General features: G+C 70.1%; 22 protein-coding genes and 1 tRNA gene. 15 read left to right on the forward strand and 8 right to left on the reverse strand.

Annotated features, from left to right (window positions below):
- Positions 1-43: 43 nt before the first annotated feature.
- The 4 genes from ACQPWZ_RS17430 to ACQPWZ_RS17445 form a co-directional block, all read right to left on the reverse strand.
- Positions 44-1612: a molybdopterin-dependent oxidoreductase gene (locus tag ACQPWZ_RS17430; protein ID WP_433571795.1), complete on the reverse strand. Its 1569-nt coding sequence runs from the start codon at positions 1610-1612 to the stop codon at positions 44-46.
- Positions 1613-2154: 542 nt separating this feature from the next.
- Complete coding sequence (locus ACQPWZ_RS17435; protein WP_433571796.1) at positions 2155-3129, reverse strand: alpha/beta fold hydrolase; 975 nt, start codon at positions 3127-3129, stop codon at positions 2155-2157.
- Positions 3130-3330: 201 nt separating this feature from the next.
- Complete coding sequence (locus ACQPWZ_RS17440) at positions 3331-3840, reverse strand: hypothetical protein (protein WP_433571797.1); 510 nt, start codon at positions 3838-3840, stop codon at positions 3331-3333.
- Positions 3841-3907: 67 nt separating this feature from the next.
- Positions 3908-4276 carry a hypothetical protein gene (locus tag ACQPWZ_RS17445; RefSeq protein WP_433571798.1) on the reverse strand — a complete coding sequence of 123 codons (369 nt, stop codon included), beginning with the start codon at positions 4274-4276 and terminating at the stop codon, positions 3908-3910.
- 213 nt (positions 4277-4489) lie between these two features.
- Here ACQPWZ_RS17445 and ACQPWZ_RS17450 point away from each other — a divergent pair, with 213 nt between their 5' ends.
- Positions 4490-5311: a maleylpyruvate isomerase family mycothiol-dependent enzyme gene (locus ACQPWZ_RS17450; protein WP_433571799.1), complete on the forward strand. Its 822-nt coding sequence runs from the start codon at positions 4490-4492 to the stop codon at positions 5309-5311.
- 116 nt (positions 5312-5427) lie between these two features.
- Here the strand turns inward: ACQPWZ_RS17450 and ACQPWZ_RS17455 are convergent, their stop codons facing one another.
- Positions 5428-7023, reverse strand: coding sequence for an MFS transporter (locus tag ACQPWZ_RS17455; protein WP_433571800.1), 1596 nt, complete (start codon positions 7021-7023; stop codon positions 5428-5430).
- A gap of 132 nt (positions 7024-7155) precedes the next feature.
- Here ACQPWZ_RS17455 and ACQPWZ_RS17460 point away from each other — a divergent pair, with 132 nt between their 5' ends.
- On the forward strand, positions 7156-7902 hold the full coding sequence (locus tag ACQPWZ_RS17460; protein ID WP_356704171.1) for a TetR/AcrR family transcriptional regulator: 747 nt from the start codon (positions 7156-7158) through the stop codon (positions 7900-7902).
- A gap of 154 nt (positions 7903-8056) precedes the next feature.
- On the opposite strand, the gene wrbA is transcribed toward ACQPWZ_RS17460, so the two are convergent.
- Positions 8057-8668 (reverse strand): NAD(P)H:quinone oxidoreductase, encoded by a 612-nt coding sequence (gene wrbA / locus ACQPWZ_RS17465; protein WP_433571801.1) that lies wholly within the window; start codon positions 8666-8668, stop codon positions 8057-8059.
- A gap of 201 nt (positions 8669-8869) precedes the next feature.
- Here wrbA and ACQPWZ_RS17470 point away from each other — a divergent pair, with 201 nt between their 5' ends.
- The 3 genes from ACQPWZ_RS17470 to ACQPWZ_RS17480 all read left to right on the forward strand — a co-directional run bounded on the left by ACQPWZ_RS17470 (position 8870) and on the right by ACQPWZ_RS17480 (position 11896).
- Entirely contained in the window at positions 8870-9490 is a 621-nt protein-coding gene (locus ACQPWZ_RS17470; RefSeq protein ID WP_340473989.1) for a TetR/AcrR family transcriptional regulator, read from the forward strand.
- 119 nt (positions 9491-9609) lie between these two features.
- Positions 9610-10197: an HhH-GPD-type base excision DNA repair protein gene (locus tag ACQPWZ_RS17475; protein WP_327682590.1), complete on the forward strand. Its 588-nt coding sequence runs from the start codon at positions 9610-9612 to the stop codon at positions 10195-10197.
- A gap of 163 nt (positions 10198-10360) precedes the next feature.
- Positions 10361-11896 (forward strand): M28 family metallopeptidase, encoded by a 1536-nt coding sequence (locus ACQPWZ_RS17480; RefSeq protein ID WP_433573832.1) that lies wholly within the window; start codon positions 10361-10363, stop codon positions 11894-11896.
- Between the two features lie 73 nt (positions 11897-11969).
- Here the strand turns inward: ACQPWZ_RS17480 and ACQPWZ_RS17485 are convergent, their stop codons facing one another.
- Entirely contained in the window at positions 11970-13547 is a 1578-nt protein-coding gene (locus ACQPWZ_RS17485) for a helicase HerA-like domain-containing protein (RefSeq protein WP_433571802.1), read from the reverse strand.
- A 117-nt stretch (positions 13548-13664) separates the two neighbouring features.
- Between ACQPWZ_RS17485 and ACQPWZ_RS17490 the strand changes: the two genes are divergently transcribed.
- Both ACQPWZ_RS17490 and ACQPWZ_RS17495 read left to right on the forward strand, forming a co-directional pair.
- Positions 13665-13961, forward strand: coding sequence for a type II toxin-antitoxin system VapB family antitoxin (locus tag ACQPWZ_RS17490; protein WP_003955420.1), 297 nt, complete (start codon positions 13665-13667; stop codon positions 13959-13961).
- A 133-nt stretch (positions 13962-14094) separates the two neighbouring features.
- Positions 14095-14718, forward strand: coding sequence for a LytR C-terminal domain-containing protein (locus tag ACQPWZ_RS17495; RefSeq protein ID WP_356704175.1), 624 nt, complete (start codon positions 14095-14097; stop codon positions 14716-14718).
- Between the two features lie 112 nt (positions 14719-14830).
- On the opposite strand, the gene upp is transcribed toward ACQPWZ_RS17495, so the two are convergent.
- On the reverse strand, positions 14831-15466 hold the full coding sequence (gene upp / locus ACQPWZ_RS17500; protein WP_313945431.1) for a uracil phosphoribosyltransferase: 636 nt from the start codon (positions 15464-15466) through the stop codon (positions 14831-14833).
- A gap of 119 nt (positions 15467-15585) precedes the next feature.
- Between upp and ACQPWZ_RS17505 the strand changes: the two genes are divergently transcribed.
- From ACQPWZ_RS17505 to ACQPWZ_RS17540, 8 genes are all read left to right on the forward strand, one after another.
- A complete protein-coding gene (locus ACQPWZ_RS17505) occupies positions 15586-15777 on the forward strand; it encodes a hypothetical protein (RefSeq protein WP_356704176.1) in 192 nt (63 codons plus the stop codon).
- A gap of 153 nt (positions 15778-15930) precedes the next feature.
- On the forward strand, positions 15931-16467 hold the full coding sequence (locus ACQPWZ_RS17510) for a hypothetical protein (RefSeq protein ID WP_340473998.1): 537 nt from the start codon (positions 15931-15933) through the stop codon (positions 16465-16467).
- 68 nt (positions 16468-16535) lie between these two features.
- Positions 16536-16964: a tRNA adenosine(34) deaminase TadA gene (tadA, locus tag ACQPWZ_RS17515; RefSeq protein ID WP_340473999.1), complete on the forward strand. Its 429-nt coding sequence runs from the start codon at positions 16536-16538 to the stop codon at positions 16962-16964.
- 57 nt (positions 16965-17021) lie between these two features.
- Positions 17022-17106: transfer RNA gene (locus ACQPWZ_RS17520), tRNA-Ser, on the forward strand.
- A 204-nt stretch (positions 17107-17310) separates the two neighbouring features.
- Positions 17311-17475 (forward strand): hypothetical protein, encoded by a 165-nt coding sequence (locus tag ACQPWZ_RS17525; protein ID WP_313945427.1) that lies wholly within the window; start codon positions 17311-17313, stop codon positions 17473-17475.
- Between the two features lie 73 nt (positions 17476-17548).
- On the forward strand, positions 17549-17842 hold the full coding sequence (locus ACQPWZ_RS17530; RefSeq protein ID WP_340474000.1) for a Dabb family protein: 294 nt from the start codon (positions 17549-17551) through the stop codon (positions 17840-17842).
- A 176-nt stretch (positions 17843-18018) separates the two neighbouring features.
- The gene (locus ACQPWZ_RS17535; RefSeq protein ID WP_340474001.1) at positions 18019-18861 is read left to right on the forward strand and encodes an RNA polymerase sigma factor SigF; all 843 of its coding nucleotides are present in this window, start codon (positions 18019-18021) and stop codon (positions 18859-18861) included.
- A gap of 234 nt (positions 18862-19095) precedes the next feature.
- On the forward strand, positions 19096-19959 hold the full coding sequence (locus ACQPWZ_RS17540) for an RNA polymerase sigma factor SigF (RefSeq protein ID WP_340474002.1): 864 nt from the start codon (positions 19096-19098) through the stop codon (positions 19957-19959).

Consider the following 19959-nt stretch of genomic DNA (forward strand, 5'->3'; position numbering starts at 1 on the left):
GCGGGGTTGAAGAACCTGTGGGGGCAGGCCCGGGGGTGCCGGTTCAGTCGACGGTGACGACCACCGAGTGCCGGCCGCTCGCTCCATCGGGGATGGTGCGGGCACGTCTGTCGGTCTGGAGTTCGCCCGTCCGGTCGGTGGCGCGGACGGTGAGGGTGTGGCTGCCCGGCGTGGCCTTCCACGGGTAGGACCACTGCCGCCAGGTGTCGGTGGTGGCCTGGGCGGCGAGGTCGGCGGGACGCCAGGGGCCGTCGTCGACACGGATCTCGACCCGGTCGATGCCGCGGTGCTGGGCCCAGGCGACACCGGCGACCATGACGGTGCCTGCCGCGGGCCGGGCGAAGGGCTTGGGGGTGTCGATCCGCGACTGGGTCTTGATGGGGGCCTTGCGGGCCCACTTCCGCTTCACCCAGTAGGGGTCGTAGTCGGCGAACGTGGTGAGTTCGATGTCCTCGATCCACTTGCAGGCCGACACGTATCCGTACAGGCCGGGGACGATCATGCGAACCGGGAAGCCGTGGACGAGCGGCAGCGGTTCGCCGTTCATCCCGACCGCGAGCATCGCGTCACGGCCGTCCATGACGTCGTCGACCGGCGTGCCCAGGGTCATGCCGTCCACCGACCGGGCGACGAGCTGGTCGGCGGGGCCGCCCCGGCGAGGCGGCCTGACGCCCGCCTCGCGCAGCAGGTCGGCCAGCCGCACCCCGATCCAGCGGGCGTTGCCCACGTACGGCCCGCCGACCTCGTTGGACACACACGTCAGGGTGATGTCGCGTTCGATCAACTCCCGTGCCAGCAGGTCCTGGAACGTGTACGTGACCGGGCGCGTGACGCCCTTTCCGTGGATACGCAGCCGCCAGCGGGTGGCGTCGACCTTCGGGACCACCAGCGCGGTGTCCACCCGGTAGAAGTCCTTGTTGGGCGTGGTGAAGGAGCTGATGCCCGGTGCTCGCAGCCGGGCCCCGGCCGGGACGGCAGCAGCCGGGGACCCCGGAGCCGGGAGGTTCACCGCGGCGCGTGAGGCGACGGCGTCCTTCCCGCGCGAGGTGTTGAGGCCGCGGCCCAGAGCTCCGGCGCCGGCCGAGACGAGGGCGGCCGCGCCCGCGGTGGCGAGGAACCCCCGCCGGTCCCAGCCGAGTTCGGCACCGGCATCGGCCGCCTCGCGGCGGGCCGTCAGCCGGCAGACGAGGACGTACAACAACGCCGCCCCCGCGATGGCGCCGGCGAACGAGGGAAGCCCGTCCACCGCTCCGGTCGAATCGGGGCGGCCGACGGCCGCGGCCGCACCCACCACGCCGAAGAGCAGGACACCGGCCGACCCCACGCGCCGGAAGCGCAGCGCGACGAGCCCGAGCACCAGGGCGAAGGCGGCGAGCGTGGCCAGGATCCCGAGCTGGAGGACGAGTTTGTCGTTCGTCCCGAAGCTGCGGATCGCCCAGTCCTTGACGCCCGCGGGCGTCCGGTCGATGGCCGCTCCGCCCACCGCGGTGACCGGTCCGGCCTCGGGCCTGACGGCGGCGGAGACCAACTCGGCGACGGCGAGCGCCGCACAGCCGGAGAGCAGGCCGCTCACCGCGGCCAACCCGTTCCGGCAGATGTTCGTCCTGGTCATCGTCACAAACACAGTTCGGAACCAGGACGGCGGGCGGATTGGTGCATCACTCAGGCGAATGAAGATCGTTCGATCACCGCGGCGGAAACCGACAGCGCTGTCCCGCGGCGGACCCGCATTTTCGACCACCCGGCTCGCTACGAAGCGCGGCCCCCTTGCGGCGCTCCGCCCCGGACCCCGCGCCTCAAACGCCGGCGGGGCTGGATCCACCCGCCCTTACGCGGCGAAGCCCAAAGAGCCTGCTGCCGACAAGGGCGTTCACCTTCAGTCCGTCCGGCGATCGAGGACATGCCCGCAGGCCATGCGGGACAGGCCGCGCCGGGCCCGTGGTGGACCGGGCGGGTGATGTTCTCTCAAGTGACCAATCACCGGGCGGCCCGGTTCCGAATCGATGGTGGCGGGAGGGGTCGCGAGCGGCGGCCACTGCCACCGATCGCACCGGCAGACCTGGGACGCTGTCGATGCGGGACCGCCCGGCGCCGGAGGGGGACCCCTGGTGCCGGGCGGCACCGTGTTCCCTCGTACGACCGGCCCTCACGGCGTCAGGACGCCCCGGCGAACGCGACGCTCTCCGGCTCCGCCGCGTAGGACAGCCCTTCCAGGGTTCTGTCGGTGCAGAAGCGCGTCACCAGGTCCGCGAAGTCGGCGATGCGTTCCACCGGCGCGAGGTGGTCGGTCTCGTCGATGGTCATGAACCGGCCCGCCGGAAGACACGCGGCCACGTCCCGGCCCATGGCGGGGGTGGTCAGCGTGTCGTGCTCGCCCGTGACGACCAGGTTGGGGATGTGCGGCACCGGCTCCGGGCGGTACCACTCGTGGCGCATCAGACGGGTGTTGTGCTCCGCCGACTTCCGCAGCTGTTCGGGGTTCTGCGACGCGATCTGCTGGTGGACCAGGCGGGCCACGGCGGCGTGCTTGCGGACGCGGCCGTGGCCGGGCGGGGACATGAAGCGGTCGGCCAGTTCACGGGCGATCGTCTCCGTCTGCCCCTTCCGGATCATGCCGTCCCAGCGCACCATGGCCGCGGCATAGTCGTCCGGGATCCTCGTCGTCATACCGACGAGCATCAGCCGGGCGACGTGGTCGGGGTAGTGCTGGGCGAACCGCAAACCGATGGCACCGCCGTAGCAGGCGCCCACGAGATGGACCCGGCGCAGCTCCAGAGAGTCGAGGAGGTCCCGTACGGCCGCGGCGAGGAAGTCGATGCCGTACGTCGCCGGAAGGAAGTCGGCGCTGCCGTAGCCGGGGAGGTCCACGGTGATGACGGAATGCGCGTGCGAGAGCCACTTCTCGTGGCGCGTCCAGGAGAAGCGGTCCTGCGACGATCCGCCCAGCACCAGGATGGGCTCGGCACCGGGACGCGCGCCTCGCGCGACACGGCATGTGTAGCGGAAGCCCGCGAAGGTGAAGTCCCGCTCCTCCACCTGCCGTTCGGCAGGGCGGTCGTCGGAAGCCTGGCCGGGGACGGGGTTCATACCGGGCACGGGCGGGTGGGTACTGATGGTGTCTGCGGCCACAGAAGGACTCCCAGGCAGGTCGAGAAGGCAGGGCTAGTCGCTAACGGCATTCCGTGGTCACCGGTTGCGGACATCCCGTGGGAACTGGTGAGTTACGGGTGCAACCGCCGACGGAACCACCCCTCGCGGACGGGGGGCGGAGACGGGTCTGCCACGGCGAAATGGCTGTGTGTGCGCGGGAGTTGATCAGAACTGTCATCGTCATCGGCCGTACGCGCCGCGGCACAGCTTCGTGAGCGACGGATCGGTGATGCCGTCGGAGATCGCACACAGGCCGCGCATGTCGTACGTCTGCCGGGGGCGCGGGGCCCGGACGGCCGGGCGCGGCCGCCGGGGGCGCGGAGGCTGGGCACGTCGTTCGGCCGCGGGCCGGGCGCGCCTCGCCGGTGGCTTCTGTGCCCCGCGGCGCGGAGCCGACACCGGCCGATCCTCGGGGTGTTGGCGCGCCGGTGCCCCGGTGGCCGCCGCGCCCGGTCCGGTCACCGCGAGCGTCTCGCGCACGGCCTCCTGGGTCGGGCGATGGGGTGGGTTCACGGGTTCCGTCGACCGTGCTTCCAGGGGTTCCGTCGGCCGTGGTTCCAGGGGCGCCGTCGACCGGTCGCCCGCCGGCGCCAGGCCCGGGGTGCCCGGCTTCCCGGTATGGGGCACCGCGACGCAGCCGGTCGAGGCCACGAGCACGGCCAGGGCGATGAACGTGATCCGCAGACGCATCCGACCACTCTCCCGCCGGGGGAGCCGGCCTGCGAGGACACGCGGGCAGGACCACCGGCACGAGTGATCACCTGAGCGCATCCCTGACGCGGCGGGTGTCCCGAGCCGGCATCTCACGGTCGCGGAACGAGTCGCGAACCGGCACATCCCGATCCCGCGCCTGCGCCTCGTCCCGCGCCTGTGCCCGTTCCCGTGCCCGTGCCTCTTCCCACGCCTGTGCCTGTTCCCGAGCATGTCGGCGAAGCTCGACCCGGGCCGCCGGTGACCGGCCGCGCTCCGTCTCCCAGAACGGGTGCCACAGGAGGCGCACCGACAGTCTCAGCAGGCGGCGGCGCAACGTCGTGCCGTCCGGTGCACCCTCTGCGAGCTGCGCATATGTGCGGTTCCAGTCGCGCTGGGCCTGCACCAGGTCGGACGGGAAAGCGGTGTGGGCCATGGGCCAAATTCAATCATATGTTCGATTCTTTGGTCATCCGGAACCCCACCACCGGCGGGTCGCCCCAGCACCCTTCTCGTCGTGACCGAAACCTTGTCGTCGTGACCGCGACCTGGTTGTCTACCGCGGGCGATCTCGAACAGGTTCGCCGGCGGGACCGTGCGATCCGCCGTGGAAGTCCGCCGTGGATGAGGGACCGGGACCGGGAGAGCCGTGACAGGAACAGCAGGACATGACGTACGCGGAACACTCCCCGAGGGGCTCGCCGACGCGATACGCGACACCGCCGAGGACATCGCCGCGTTGCTGCGCGGGGCCGGCGACACCGCCATCCCGGTACCGGACTCGCAGTGGAGCCTCGGAGCGGCAGCCGCCCATCTCGCGCAGGCCAACGAGCTGATGGCCGACATAGCGGCGGGGCGGGAGCGCAGCCACGGCGACGGCACGCCGCAGAGCCTGGCAGCCGCCAACGAACGCGCGCTCGCCGCATTCGCCGAGCGCGACGCCGCCCCCCTGGCCGCGATGATCGTGGAACAGGCCGCCGCCTTCCTCGACGCCGCGGACCGGAACTCCCCCGACGAGACCGTCTTCACCCCGCTCGGCCCGATGAGCCGGGCGGAACTGGGGTCGTACCTGCTGACGCACATGCTCGGCCACGGCTACGACCTCGCCCGTGCGCTCGGCCGTCCGCACATGATCGACCGGGCGCGGGTCGGGCTGACCCTGCCCTTCCTGATCGTGGCCATGCCACGGGTGGTCGACGCCGCCACGGCCGCCGGGCTGAACGCCGCGTACACGATCCGCCTCTGGGGAGGCGCCCGCTTCGGCGTGACCTTCACCGACGGCAGCGCCGCGGTGGAGGCCCGGACGCCCGGCCGCCCGGACTGCACCATCCTCACCGAGCCGGTGACCTTCCTGCTCATGGCCCTGGGGCGCTGCGACCCGCGGGGCGCCATCGCCCGGGGCCGGGTGCTGGCCTGGGGCCGCAGGCCCTGGCTCGCTCCCCGCTTCCCGGAGCTCTTCACGGCGCCCTGAGTCCCCGCCCGGGCCGGCCAGCCCGGACAACACCGAAGGCCCCGAACGGCGAACCGTCGGGGCCTTCGTCATCGAGCTGTCGGGTCCTTCGTCATCGAGCCGTCCGTGCCGCGACCTCAGCCGGCCGTCTGCCCGGCCGTCCCCTCCAGCGCCCCGTCCTTCACGGAGGCGTCCTTCACCGACCCGTCCTTCACCGCCTCGTCCTTCACGGCATCGTCCCCGGCGCCGGTCTGCGCATCGGGCGTACGGCCCCGCATGAGAAGCAGCGCCAGCGCCGCCGCGGCCAGTACACCCATGGCTCCGACCACGAAGCTGGCGGACATCGCGTCCGTGAAAGCGTCCCGGGCCGAGTCGAGCAGTCCGGCGTCATCGGTGCGGCCGGCCACGGCGAGCGCGTCGCCGATCGACTCCCGCGCCTGCTCGGGCGCCGAACCGGGCATCGAGCCGGTGTAGGTGCTGGAGAGGACCGCGCCCATGATGGCCACGCCGAGAGCCGCCCCCGCCTGCTGAATCGTGTCGTTGAGCGCCGATCCGACGCCGGCGTGCTCCTCCGGCACCGCGCCCATCAGCGCCGCGATCGCCGCGGGCATCGCCAGTCCGCTGCCCGCTCCCATGAGGACCATCGCGGCCGCCAGCATCCCGAACCCGTCGTCCGTGGACAGCGTCGTGAGCACGCCGAAGCCGGACGCGACGACGATCAGACCGATGACCGCGACGGCGCGGTTGCCCAGCTTCTGCACCAGCGAGGCGCCGAGCACGTTGAACAGCAGCGCGGCGACGGCCAGCGGGGTGAAGGCGAGACCGGTCTCGGTGGGCGAGTACTCCAGCACGAACTGGAGGAACTGGGTGAGCACCAGCATCAGTCCGCCGTTGGCGAAGGTCAGCAGGACGAGCGAGAAGCTGGACCCGGTGAAGACGCGGTCGCGGAACAGCGAGAGCGGCACCATCGGGGAGGGGGCGCGCATCTCCCAGTACGCGAACCCGCCCAGGCACAGCACCGTGACGGCGAGCGAGGTCAGCGTGGCGGGGTCGGTGAGGCCCAGCTTCGGCAGCTCGATGATCGTCCAGACCAGGGCGACCATGCCGGCCATCGAGAGCACCATGCCGAGCGGATCGGCCTTGCGCCAGGGACCCTTGGACTCCGGCATCAGCGCCACGGCCGCGATGATCGCGAGCGCCGCGATGGGGATGTTGATGAGGAAGACCGCGCCCCACCAGAACTTGGCGATCAGGACACCGCCGAGAACGGGACCGCCGACCAGACCGATCATCGCCACACCGCTCCAGGCCGCGATGGCCTTGGGCCGCTCGGCCTCGTCGAAGACGGTGATCAGGATCGACAGGGTGCTCGGCATGATCAGGGCACCGCCGACACCCATCATCACGCGGGCGGCGATGAGCTGTTCAGGACTGCCGGCCCAGGTGGCGAGCACCGACGCGGCGCCGAACAGCGCCAGGCCGATGATCATGACCTTCCGGCGCCCGAAGCGGTCGGACAGGCTGCCCGAGGTGAGCAGCAGACCGGCGAAGACCAGCATGTACGAGTCGATGATCCACTGGATGTCCTGCGCGCTCGCCCCGAGGTCCTCGGTGATCGGAGGGACCGCCACCGTGAGCACCATGTTGTCGATGACCAGCACCAGCGTGCTGAGGCAGAGCACGATCAGGATGAGCCAGCGCCGTGGGTGGCGTTCGGGGCGTTCGGTCTCCATCGTCCAGCCTTTCCGCAGTCGTCCATACGTCGTTCGCTACTCCGCACACTGTACGGCTGACGCACGGCGTACGCAAGACGCACATCGTTCGTGCGCTGGGCTATCCTGGCGGCGAGACGAAGAGGAGACCGGATGTCAGCGGAGAAGCAGCAGGTCCAGTCGGTGTGGACGCGCCCCCAGCGACAGCGGCGGGAACAGCCGGCCCTGAGCCGGGATCAGATCGTGTCCGTGGCACTCGAACTGCTGGACACCGAAGGGCTCGACGCCCTGAGCATGCGCAAGCTCGGCACCCGGCTGAACGCCGGCGCCACGTCGATGTACACCTACGTGGCCAACAAGGACGAGCTGTTCGAACTGGTCGTGGACCAGGTCTACGGCGAGATCGAGGTGCCGGCCGCCGACGATCCCGCGGACTGGCGCGCGGCCACCACACGCTGCGCCCACAGCCTCCGCTCGACCTTCCTGCAGCACCCCTGGATCGTCTCGGTCCTCGGCGAGGTGGGCGTGGCCTACCTGGGCCCCAACATGATGCGGCTCTCCGACGCCCTGCTCGGCGTGCTGGAGGACGGCGGCTTCTCGCTGGAGGCGGCGGACCGGGGCGTGAGCACGGTGTTCGCGTACGTCATCGGGGTGTCGACCACCGAGGCGGCGTGGCTGACGACGGTCAAGCGCAGCGGCCGGGCCGAACAGGAGTTGATGGAGAGCCTGTTGCCCGCCGCCGAACAGGCGGTCCAGGGTCACCCCCGGCTGCGGAGGCTGTACGCGGCCCAGCGGGACGCGGACGCGAACGGCGCGCGCAACGACGGCTTCGAGGACGGGCTCCAGTGCGTACTGGACGGCCTGGAGGCCCGGTCGGGACGCGGGGGCGGCGCGGGCTGAGGGACGGGCCGGCCGTCACGGCCGGACAGAGGGGCATCACGACCGCCGCCCCGGTCCGCGTGCGAACCGGGGGCAGGGTCCCGGAGACGGGATCCGGGCCTTGGGCGTCCGGGGCCGGGACGCGCTCTGTGCGTCAGCCGGCCGAGGCGCCGCGTCAGGCGGCCGGCGTGCCGGTCAGCAGCCGGCCCGTGATGTCGGCGAGACGCCGCCCCTGGTAGCGCGCGGCCTCCAGGATGTTCTCGCCGGGCTCGCCCGCCCCCGAGGCGTGTGCCGTGCCGTACGGGTTGCCGGTGGCGGCGGAGACGGCCGGGTCGGTGTAGCCGGGGGAGACGATCAGCGAGCCCCAGTGGTGCAGCGTGTTGTAGAGCGCCAGCAGCGTCGACTCGTTCCCGCCGTGCACATTGGCGGCGGAGACGAAGGCGGTGGCGGGCTTGTCGATGAACGCGCCCTGGGCCCACAGCCCGCCGGTGCCGTCGATGAACTGCTTGAGCTGGGCCGCGACATTGCCGAAGCGGGTCGGCGTACCGAAGGCGTAGGCGTCGGCCCAGGTCAGGTCGTCGTGGGTGGCGACCTCGATGCCCTTGGTGGCCTCGACGTGCTCGCGCCAGGCGGGGTTGGAGTCGATGGCGGCGTCGGGAGCGAGTTCGGGCGCGCGGCGCAGGCGGACCTCCGCGCCCGCCTTCTCGGCCCCCTCGGCGACGGCCTGTGCGAGCTGGTGCACATTGCCGGTGGAGGAGTAGTAGATGACGGCGATCTTGGTGGCCATGAGGGGGTCCCCTTCCGAGGAACAAGACTCTTTCCGAGGGCAGGCGCTCCGGGGAAACGCACGCTGCGGGACGGCATACGGACCGCCGCAGAGAAACGGATGACTATCCGCTTCGGTCGTCGCCCACGCTAAACGGACAGCTATCCAGTTTTCAAGTACTGTCCGGGACCGGCCGGAAACCCGTCCGATACGCTCGGTGCCATGGGAGCGCCACACCGCACCGAGCTGCCGCTCGCCGACCGGCAGCCGCCCGTCGAGCGCGCGGACGCGGCCCGCAACCGGCTCAGAATCCTTCGTGCGGCGTCCGTGATCGTGGCCGAGAAGGGCCCCGAGGCACTCACCATGAACGCCGTCGCCCAGGCCTCCGGCATCGGCGTGGGCACGGTCTACCGCCGCTTCGGAGATGTGGCCCAACTGCTGAACGCGCTGCTGGACGAGCGGGAGAAGCAGTTCCAGGCGGCGTTCCTCGGCGGTCCGCCCCCGCTCGGCCCCGGCGCACCGCCCGCCGAGCGGCTGCATGCCTTTCTGCACGCCCTGGCCGACCGCGTCATCGAACAGCGGGAAATGCTGGTCGCCGGAGAGACGGCGTCACCGTGCGGGCGGTACACGAGCGGCCCGTACACGACCATGCACACCCATGTGGCGATGCTCGTCGCCGAGCTGCGCCCGCAGGCCGACGCCGCCCTCCTCGCCCATCTGCTGCTCGCACCCTTCACGCCGAGCCTGCTGGACCACCTCTCGCGCGGCCAGGGACGTACGGCACGGCAGATCACGGACGCGGTGGACGAGCTCCTCGCGACGGGCGGACTGCTGGGGGACTAGGTCACGCCCCCCAGGCCCTGGCGCTGCCCGTTCGACGGCCGTGCATCCGTATCCGCCGGACGGCGCCACGGACGCCCTGCTCACTGGCGGCCCGCCGCACCCGGAGAGATCATCGGGACATGAGTCCCACAATTCATCTCTCCCAGCAACCCGAGGCCGACGAACTGCTCGGCCGCAGTCCGCTCGCCGCTCTCGTCGGGATGCTGCTCGACCAGCAGGTTCCGATGGAGTGGGCGTTCTCCGGCCCGTACACCATCGCCCGGCGCATGGGCGCGGACGACCTGGACGCCGCCGCGATCGCCGCGTACGACCCCGAGGCCTTCGCCGAGCTGCTGAAGGAGAAACCCGCGGTCCACCGCTACCCGGGAAACATGGCCAAGCGCGTGCAGGTGCTCTGTCAGTACCTGGTCGACGAGTACGGCGGTGACGCGAGCGCGGTGTGGCAGGACGTGCAGAGCGGCGCGGAGCTGCTGGGCCGGCTGAAGGCGCTGCCCGGGTTCGGCGAGCAGAAGGCGAAGATCTTCCTGGCGCTGCTCGGCAAGCAGTACGACGTGCGGCCCACGGGTTGGCGGGAGGCCGCCGGCGCCTACGGCGAGCAGGGCTCCTACCGCTCCGCCGCCGACATCACGGGACCCGATTCCCTGGCCAAGGTGCGGGCGCACAAGCAGGAGATGAAGGCGGCGGCGAAGGCGGCCAAGGGAGGCTGATCATCGGCGTGTTGAACCGGATCCCTCCACTCCTGGTGTCAATGAGATGAATTGCGACGTGAGTTGAGGCACATCCGTTCACAGAACTGCCGTGCGTCGCTAACTTCCCTTCCACCTGTCCACACCGGGAAGGATCTCTGTGAAGGCATCCCGTCGCAGAGCCGTGGCCACCATGGCCGCAGCCGCACTCGCCACCCCGCTCCTGCTGGCATCCGCATCCCCTTCCGCCGCCCACCGCCAGGACCCTGGCGCCCAGGCGGCGAAGAACGCGTCGAAGCTCGCCCAGAAGCTGGTCGGCAAGGCGTCCGCCAAGGACGCCCACCAGCATCTGAAGAAGTTCCAGCAGATAGCCGACACCACAGGCGGCCACCGGGCCGCCGGTTCACTGGGCCACGACGCGTCCGCCGCGTACGTCTACCAGCAGATGAAGAAGTACGGCTACGACGTCTCGTACGAAGAGTTCAACTTCATCTACACCGAGACGCAGGCCGAGAAGCTCTCGGTGGTCTCGCCCACGCCGCGCGACGTCGCGATCTCGGCGATGACGTACACCAAGTCCACCCCGGTGGGCGGCATCAAGGCCGATCTGGCCGTCGTGCCGGTGGACGAGACGACGGGCTGCGAGCCCGCCGACTACGCCTCCGGAACCTTCACCGGGAAGATCGCGCTCATCAAGCGCGGCGGTTGCACCTTCGGCGAGAAGCAGGTCGCCGCGGCCACTGCCGGCGCGGTCGGCGCCATCGTCTACAACAACACCGAGGGCGCGCTCTCGGGCACCCTGGGCGATGTGGCCACCGGCAAGATCCCCACCGGCGGGGTCACCCAGGCGGACGGCGAGAAGCTCGTCGCCGATCTGGCCAAGGGCGCGGTGAACGTCTCCTTCGAGATCCGCCAGCTCCAGCAGAACCGCACGACCAGAAACGTGATCGCGGAGACGCGCACGGGCAACGCGGCCAACACCGTGATGCTCGGCTCGCACCTCGACTCGGTCACCGCCGGCCCGGGCATCAACGACAACGGCTCCGGCTCCGCCGGTCTGCTCGAAGTCGCCCAGGAGCTGGCCAAGGCCGAGAAGCGCCCGGCCAACAAGGTCCGCTTCGCCTGGTGGTCGGCGGAGGAGAACGGTCTGCTCGGCTCCGAGGCCTACGTCGCGAACCTCAGCGACCTCGGGAAGAAGGAGATCAAGCTCTATCTGAACTTCGACATGATCGCCTCGCCGAACTACGGGCTCTTCGTCTACGACGGCGACGACTCCGACGGCGTGGGCGCGGGCCCCGGCCCGGCGGGCTCGGCGCAGCTGGAGCGGGACATCAACACGTTCCTCGACAAGCGCGGCACCCCGCACGAGGGCACGGACTTCACCGGACGTTCGGACTACGGGCCGTTCATCGAGGTCGGCATCCCCTCCGGCGGTACGTTCACCGGCGCCGAGGGCCTCAAGACCCCGGCCCAGGCGACGAAGTTCGGCGGCACCGCCGGTGTCGCGTACGACCCGAACTACCACGCCAAGGGTGACGACCTCAGCAATATCAACATGAAGGCGTTCGCCGTGAACATCGGCGTCATCGCCAACGCGGTCGGCACGTACGCCCACGACCTGAGCTCGCTCAGGAAGCCGGTCGTCACCGTCCCGACGGAGGGCGACGCCGGCAGCGGCGGCGGTCTTCACGACGGCCACGGCCACGAGGTCACCGAGTAACGGACCACTGGTCAACAGCGTCACCCAGCAGGTCCGCTCCCCCGCGCCCGTCCGGGCGTGGGGGAGCGTCGTTTCAGCGTCTGCGGCGGGCGGTGCCGAACAGCGAGCGGGAGATCTCCCGGCCGAGCTGTGTGCCCACCGAGCGCGCCAGCGACCGGAAGACCCCGCTGCCCATCACCTGTCCGGCCAGCGACTCGTCCTTCTGCTGCGAGGCCTTCGGCGCCTTCGCCGCGTCCTCCGCGGCCTGCTTCGCCGCCTCCGCGTCCCGCGCCGCCGCTTCGGCCGCCGCCTCCGCCGCCTGCTGCTCGGCGGTCAGCTTCTCGTACGCCGACTCCCGGTCGACCGCCTCGGCGTAGCGCGCGTACAGCGGCGAGGAGGTCACCGCCGCCTGCATCGCCGCCGCGTCGATCGGGCCCATCAGGGACTGCGGTGCCCGCAGCCGTGTCGCGGCGACGGGCGTCGGCGCTCCCTTGTCGCTCAGCACGGTGATCACGGCCTCGCCGATACCGAGCCCGGTGAGCACCTCTTCCAGGTCGTACGCCGAGTTCGGGAAGGTCTTCACCGTCGCCTTCAGCGCCTTCGCGTCGTCCGGCGTGAACGCCCGCAGCGCGTGCTGCACCCGGTTGCCCAGCTGCCCCAGCACATCGGACGGCACGTCCTTGGGTGTCTGCGTCACGAAGAAGACGCCGACCCCTTTCGAGCGAATCAGCCGCACGGTCTGCGTGATCGACTCCAGGAACGCCTTGGACGCCCCGTTGAACAGCAGATGCGCCTCGTCGAAGAAGAACACGAGCTTCGGCTTGTCGACGTCGCCGACCTCGGGCAGATCCTCGAAGAGATCGGCGAGCAGCCACATCAGAAAGGTGGAGAACAGCTGCGGCTTGTCCTGCACCGACGGCAGCTCCAGTACGGAGACGAGCCCCCGCCCGTCCGGGGCCGTCCGCAGCAGTTCGCTCGTGTCGAACTCCGGCTCGCCGAAGAACCCGCCCGCGCCCTGCTGCTCGAAGGCGGAGATCGAGCGCAGGATGACGCCCGCCGTGGCCGTCGAGAGCCCGCCGATGTTCTTCAGCTCCGCCTTGCCGGTGTCGGACACCAGGAAGGCCACCACCGCGCGCAGATCCTTGAGATCGACCAGCTCCAGGCCCTTGGAGTCCGCGTAGTGGAAGATCAGCCCGAGGGACTGCTCCTGCGTCTGGTTGAGCTGGAGCACCTTGGAGAGCAGCACCGGCCCGAAGCTCGTGACGGTCGCCCGCACGGGGATGCCGGCGCCGATGCCGCCCAGCCCGTAGAACGCGCAGGGAAAGCCCTCGGCCTGCCACTCCTGCCCGACCTGCGCGGCCCGCTCGCGCACCTTGGGGCCGTCCTGCCCGGGCGCGGAGACGCCGGACACGTCGCCCTTGATGTCGGCCAGGAAGACGGGCACACCGTTCGCGGAAAGCTGCTCGGCGATCAGCTGGAGCGTCTTGGTCTTGCCCGTGCCGGTGGCCCCGGCGACCAGTCCGTGCCGGTTGAGCATGGAGAGCGGGATACGGACCGGCGCCTGAGGCAGGCACTGCCCGTCCCAGAGCAGGGCGCCCAGCTCCAGGGCCGGTCCGTCGACGGCGTAGCCCGAGGCGATTTCCTGCGCGGGCTGCGGCACGGTCTCGGCCATGACGGACCTCGGATTTCCGGTCTGTGGCGCGTGATTTCCGGTCTGTACCGTTTTGCCCAGGATCGCATTGGGCTGCCATGGCTGCGCCCGGAGCCGCTTGCCCGGTAGGCTTTCCGTGTGATCTTCAAGCGCATCGGTAACGGGCGGCCGTATCCCGACCACGGCCGGGAAAGCACCCGGCAGTGGGCGGATGTCGCGCCGCGCCCGGTCCGCCTCGATCAGCTCGTGACGACCAAGGGTCAGCTCGATCTGGAAACGCTGCTGGCCGAGGACTCGACCTTCTACGGCGACCTCTTCGCGCATGTCGTGAAGTGGCAGGGCGACCTCTACCTCGAGGACGGGCTGCACCGCGCCGTACGCGCCGCGCTCCAGCAGCGCCAGGTGCTGCACGCCCGCGTCCTCGAACTCGGCTGACCCGCACAACCGGCCGCGAAGCGCTCGGTGAGGGGTCGGCCAGTGACCCTTTCGGGCTCATTCGAAGTCCGTACGGACGCAATCGGTTGATCGTTTAGTAGGCATGGCCTCCGGGTCGCACTACGCTGCGCCCATGAGCATGCTCACTCCCCCCGGCATGGGCGGAAAGTACCGCATCACGGGCGACAAGTACCCCCGCATGCGACGCCCCCGCAATCGCCGCAGGATCGTCACGGCAGTCGTTGCCGCGGTCGTCGCCCTCGGGCTGGCCGGGTGGGGAACGCTGCAGCTCATCGACGTCTTCACCAGTGACGGGAAGAAGACGTCGGCGAGCAGTAAGGCGGACTGCGAACCGGCTCGGAAGGCGTCCGCGGCGGCTCCCGTGGCCCTCAGGCCGGGACAGATCACGGTGAACGTCTACAACGCCACTCCGCGGTCCGGTCTGGCCAAGGCGGCGGCCGACGAACTCAAGAAACGCGGCTTTGCCATCGGCAAGGTGGGCAACGCGCCGGCCGCCTACGACAAGAAGGTTCCGGGCATCGGGCTACTGCTCGGCGCGCCGACGGCGTCGAAGGGTCCGTTCTCGGTCCTCGGCACCCAGCTGAGGGGCGCGACGACCAAGACGGACGCACGCAAGACGGCGGACGTGGACCTCATTCTCGGTACGCGCTTCACGGCGCTCACGGCCAAGCCGGACGCGGACCAGGCACTGACGGTGCTCGCGAAGCCCGCGCCCGCGCCCGCCGGGAAGTGCTGAGACCGCACCCCCCGCGTCGAGGCGCCACCGCACAACAAGGCCGCCGGGACACAGTCGTCCCGGCGGCCGAGGTGACGAACAGGGCCCCTGGGGCCCGTCGCTCGGATCAGGCCTAGTCGACCGTGCCGTACATGCGGTCGCCCGCGTCGCCGAGGCCCGGGACGATGTAGCCGTGCTCGTTCAGGCGCTCGTCCACGGACGCCGTGACGACGGTGACCGGCGTGCCGGCGAGCTCGCGCTCCATCATCTCCACACCCTCGGGCGCCGCCAGCAGCACGACCGCCGTCACATCGTCCGCGCCGCGCTTGATCAGCTCGCGGATCGCCGCGACCAGCGTGCCGCCGGTGGCCAGCATCGGGTCGAGGACGTAGACCTGGCGTCCCGAGAGGTCCTCGGGCATCCGGGTCGCGTAGGTCGACGCCTCCAGCGTCTCCTCGTTGCGGATCATCCCGAGGAAGCCCACCTCCGCGGTCGGCAGCAGGCGCACCATGCCGTCCAGCATGCCGAGACCGGCCCGCAGGATCGGGACCACCAGCGGGCGCGGGTGCGAGAGCTTGACGCCCGTCGTCCCGGTCACCGGGGTCACGATGTCCACCTGCTCGGTGCGCACGTCCCGGGTCGCCTCGTACGCGAGCAGGGTGACCAGCTCGTCGGCGAGACGCCGGAAGGTCGGGGAGTCGGTGCGCCTGTCGCGCAGCGTGGTGAGTTTGTGCGCCACCAGGGGGTGGTCGACGACGTGGATCCGCATGGCGTCAACAGTAGCCCGCGCTCGCATCAAGGCAGGTTCCGGAGGGAAGGTGGAGGAGATCCCCCCAGGCCCCGGGACCGAGGGGAAGACGGATCAAGCCGTGGGGTGGTGTGTGGGCGATGCCTGAGCCCGAGGGTGAGCAGCACGACATAGGGAGCGAGAGCGAGACCGAGGCGGCGCGCAGGAGGCGGCGCGCCCAGTTCCTCCGCGAGCTCCATGAGGCCAAGGCGCTGCGCGACCGTGTGCAGCCGCGCCGGGCCCGTGCGGCACGGATGCGTCAGCAGATGCGCATGCGCACGTTCCGCTGGTGACAGGCCCACGCAAACGGTGCCTGTGAGAACTGATGGCCGACGCAACGACGGAAGACCTCTCGCAATGGCCTGCTTTCTGCCACGATTCCGAGAGGGCGGGGCACGCTCAGCGCACCGCCGGTCGTCACACCTCTGATCAGTGGGAGAGTCACGGTGTACTTCGCCGCACTGCTCGCGCGCACTCATGACGGGTGGGAAGCGAGCGACACAGAGCTCGACGATGTGGAGACGCTGTCGGATCTGACCGACCTGGCACGTGAGGCCTCGGTGGACGAGGACACGGTGCTCGTCTTCATCGAGCAGGAGGACGCCTGGTTCGGCATCATCCGGGTGGAGGGCGAGGAGGATCCTCGTATCTTCGTCTCGGACGCCGCCGCCGCCGCGCGTTCCTCCTACGGGGAGATCCTCACCAACGAACTGCTCGGCGGGGACGATGATGACCCGGCCGACGATCTGGACACCCTGGACCTCGACGGTACCGAGGACGGCGAGACGGACGAGGACGACGACGAGGACGCCGTCGACCCCATGGCCGAGCTCGACTCCGTGCCGGCGGGACCCGTCGGTGACCGCGACATCCTGACGGACCTCGGTCTGTCGGAGAAGGAGCTGCTGGCACTGGATACGGAGGCACTGCCGGAGATCGCCGAGTCGCTGGGCGCGGCCGAGGTCCTGGAGACCGTTCGCTAGTGACAGGAGCGGCATCCGATCGCGTACCGACAGGCTCGGACCCGGTACGCGGACCCTGGGAGGCGCCGATGCGCGCCGCCTTGGCGGAGGCGGAGCGTGCGGCGCTGTCCGGCGATGTGCCGGTCGGCGCCCTCGTGCTGGACGAGGACGGCACGGTGCTCTCCGCGGGGCACAACGAACGCGAGCTGACGGGCGACCCGACGGCCCACGCCGAGGTTCTGGCGATCCGCAGGGCCGCCGAGCGCCTCGGCAGCTGGCGGCTGACCGGCTGCACGCTGGTCGTGACGCTGGAACCGTGCACCATGTGCGCGGGCGCGATCGTGCAGTCCCGGGTGGACCGGGTGGTCTACGGCGCCCGGGACGAGAAGGCGGGCGCCGCGGGTTCGCTGTGGGACGTCGTACGGGACAGGCGGCTCAACCACCGGCCCGAGGTGGTGCTCGGCGTGCTCGAGCAGGAGTGCGCGGCGCTCCTGACGGCCTTCTTCCGCGAGCGCTGAGCAAGGATCCGGATACCGATTTCGGAGCACGGCCCACCTTGGGCTAAGCTCTCTCCCGGTAGCGTGTCCGAGCGGCCGAAGGAGCTCGCCTCGAAAGCGAGTGTGGGGAAACTCACCGAGGGTTCAAATCCCTCCGCTACCGCTCTCGGCAAAGGGTCCGGCTCATCGAGCCGGGCCCTTTCGTCTGTTCCGGGACCACTCGTACGGACCTGTCCGGCGGGCTCGTGACCTCTTCGGCAACCGGCCACGATCACCGGCTTCTTGGTCCGGAAAGGCTCGGTTAGACTCACGCGACTCCACGAACGGGGGAGGCACAGGGGCCAGGGGACGCAGGGAGCAAGGGCTGATGGTGCAGACGAAGAAGATCGCTGTCTATGTCGTCGTCGTCTTCGTGCTCTACACGATCATCACGTCCCCGGAGAAGGCTGCCGACCTGGTCCAGATAGGGTTCGAGGGCATTTCGACCGCCGCGCAGGGCGTCGGGGACTTCATGACCGAGCTCGTCAATTAGGGTCTGTCGCTGATCCGAACGGCAGGCCCCGGGGTCTGTCGGTGGAACGAACGACCGACGCTGGGAGCGCCCCTTGATCCGCCATCTGGTCCTGTTCAAGCTCAACGACGGAGTGGGGCGCGACGAGCCCCGGGTGATCGCCGGCGCGCAGGCCTTCCGGGAGCTGGACGGGCTCGTGCCCGAGCTGGAGTTCTGGGAGTGCGGCTGGAACATCACCGACCGGCCCATCGCCTACGACTTCGCCATCAACTCCGCCGTCGCCGACGGCGATGCGCTGACGCGGTACATCGAGCATCCGGCCCATCAGGCTGCCGCCGGACAGTGGCGTGAGTTCGCCACCTGGGTGATCGCCGACTACGAGTTCTGAACCACCTGCTTTTCCGGCCCCCCGCCCGCTGGGCGGGGGTTTTTGAGGTTTAGATCTCAACTTGCCGTCAACACGGCGTTTTCGGGTGCTTGCACACAGTGGACATGTCTTGTGATGCTATGACCGCTTTTGACGGATGAGTTGACCGTAGTTGACCGCAAAGGGGTGGCGTGACCGTGCCGGCCAGTACTGCGCCTCAGGTGTTGCCCCAGAACGAGCGGCCTGACGACCCGCCCGCCACCGCGCGGCCACAGAGCAGGGGCGCCGACACCAGGGCCCTGACCCAGGTGCTCTTCGGGGAACTCAAGGACCTGGAGCCGGGCACCTCGGAACACTCCCGGGTGCGTGGGGCGCTGATCGAGGCGAACCTCCCGCTGGTGCGCTACGCCGCCGCCCGCTTCCGCTCCCGCAACGAGCCGATGGAGGACGTCGTCCAGGTCGGCACGATCGGGCTCATCAACGCGATCGACCGCTTCGACCCGGACCGCGGGGTGCAGTTCCCGACCTTCGCGATGCCCACGGTGGTCGGCGAGATCAAACGTTACTTCCGCGACAACGTACGGACCGTCCATGTGCCGCGACGGCTGCACGAGCTGTGGGTCCAGGTCAACGGCGCCACCGAGGACCTGACGACCGCTCACGGCCGCTCGCCGACGACGGCCGAGATCGCCGAGCGGCTGAAGATCGGCGAGGACGAGGTACTGGCCTGCATCGAGGCCGGCCGTTCGTACCACGCGACCTCACTGGAGGCGGCGCAGGAGGGTGACGGGCTGCCCGGCCTGCTGGACCGGCTCGGTTACGAGGACCCCGCCCTCGCGGGCGTCGAACACCGGGATCTCGTACGGCATCTGCTCGTACAACTGCCCGAGCGGGAACAGCGCATCCTGATGCTGCGGTACTACAGCAATCTGACGCAGTCACAGATCAGCCAGGAGCTGGGAGTCTCCCAGATGCATGTGTCAAGACTTCTGGCGCGCAGCTTCGCCCGATTGCGATCCGCAAACAGGATCGAGGCGTAGCCGGAACGGGTATACCCCGGTCGGACGCTTTTCATCGGGCCCACATCCGTACACCCCCTGCCGCCTGCGGCGTTTGGCCCATTACTTGTCGACATGTCACTACAGCGTGTTGCCGACATGTGACATTCTGCCGGAGACGCGTTTGCCGCAGCCTCGCCGCCGGTATTTCAGGGGAAGCTGCGTTCCTCCGTTGGTCGCGGCCACCGCGACCGTCCGCGACCTCAAGGGGGTGGCATGTCCGCAGAACAGGGCAGCTCGAAGGTGCTTACGCTCACAAAGAGCGCTCCCGCACCTGTCACGCCTGACAGCTCGGAGGCCATCGACACCCGCACTCTGTCCCGCTCCCTGTTTCTGCGGCTGCGCGCACTGGACGCGCAGAACGCCGAGGGCGCGGGCGACACCCCGGAGCGCACCTATGTGCGCGACACCCTCATCGAGCTCAACCTCCCCCTGGTGCGTTACGCGGCGGCGCGGTTCCGCTCCCGCAACGAACCGATGGAGGACATCGTCCAGGTCGGGACGATCGGTCTGATCAAGGCGATCGACCGCTTCGACTGCGAACGAGGCGTGGAGTTCCCGACGTTCGCCATGCCGACGGTCGTCGGCGAGATCAAGCGCTTCTTCCGCGACACCTCGTGGTCGGTGCGGGTGCCGCGCCGGCTCCAGGAGCTGCGGCTCGCGCTCACCAAGGCGAGCGACGAGCTGGCACAGAAGCTGGACCGCTCCCCGACCGTGCCCGAACTCGCGGCCGTGCTCGGGGTCTCCGAGGAGGACGTGGTCGACGGCCTGGCCGTCGGAAACGCCTACACGGCGTCCTCGCTGGACTCACCGTCCGCCGAGGACGACGGCGGCGAGGGCTCCCTGGCGGACCGTCTGGGGTACGAGGACTCGGCGCTGGAGGGCGTGGAGTACCGCGAGTCCCTGAAGCCGCTGCTGGCCAAACTCCCGCCCCGGGAACGGCAGATCATCATGCTGCGGTTCTTCGCGAACATGACGCAGTCCCAGATCGGCGAGGAGGTCGGCATCTCGCAGATGCACGTCTCCCGGCTGCTGACCCGCACGCTCGCGCAGCTGCGGGAGGGACTGATCTCCGACTGA

The sequence above is a fragment of the Streptomyces sp. CA-251247 genome, assembly GCF_050952975.1.
Taxonomy (GTDB): Bacteria; Actinomycetota; Actinomycetes; order Streptomycetales; family Streptomycetaceae; genus Streptomyces; species Streptomyces achmelvichensis.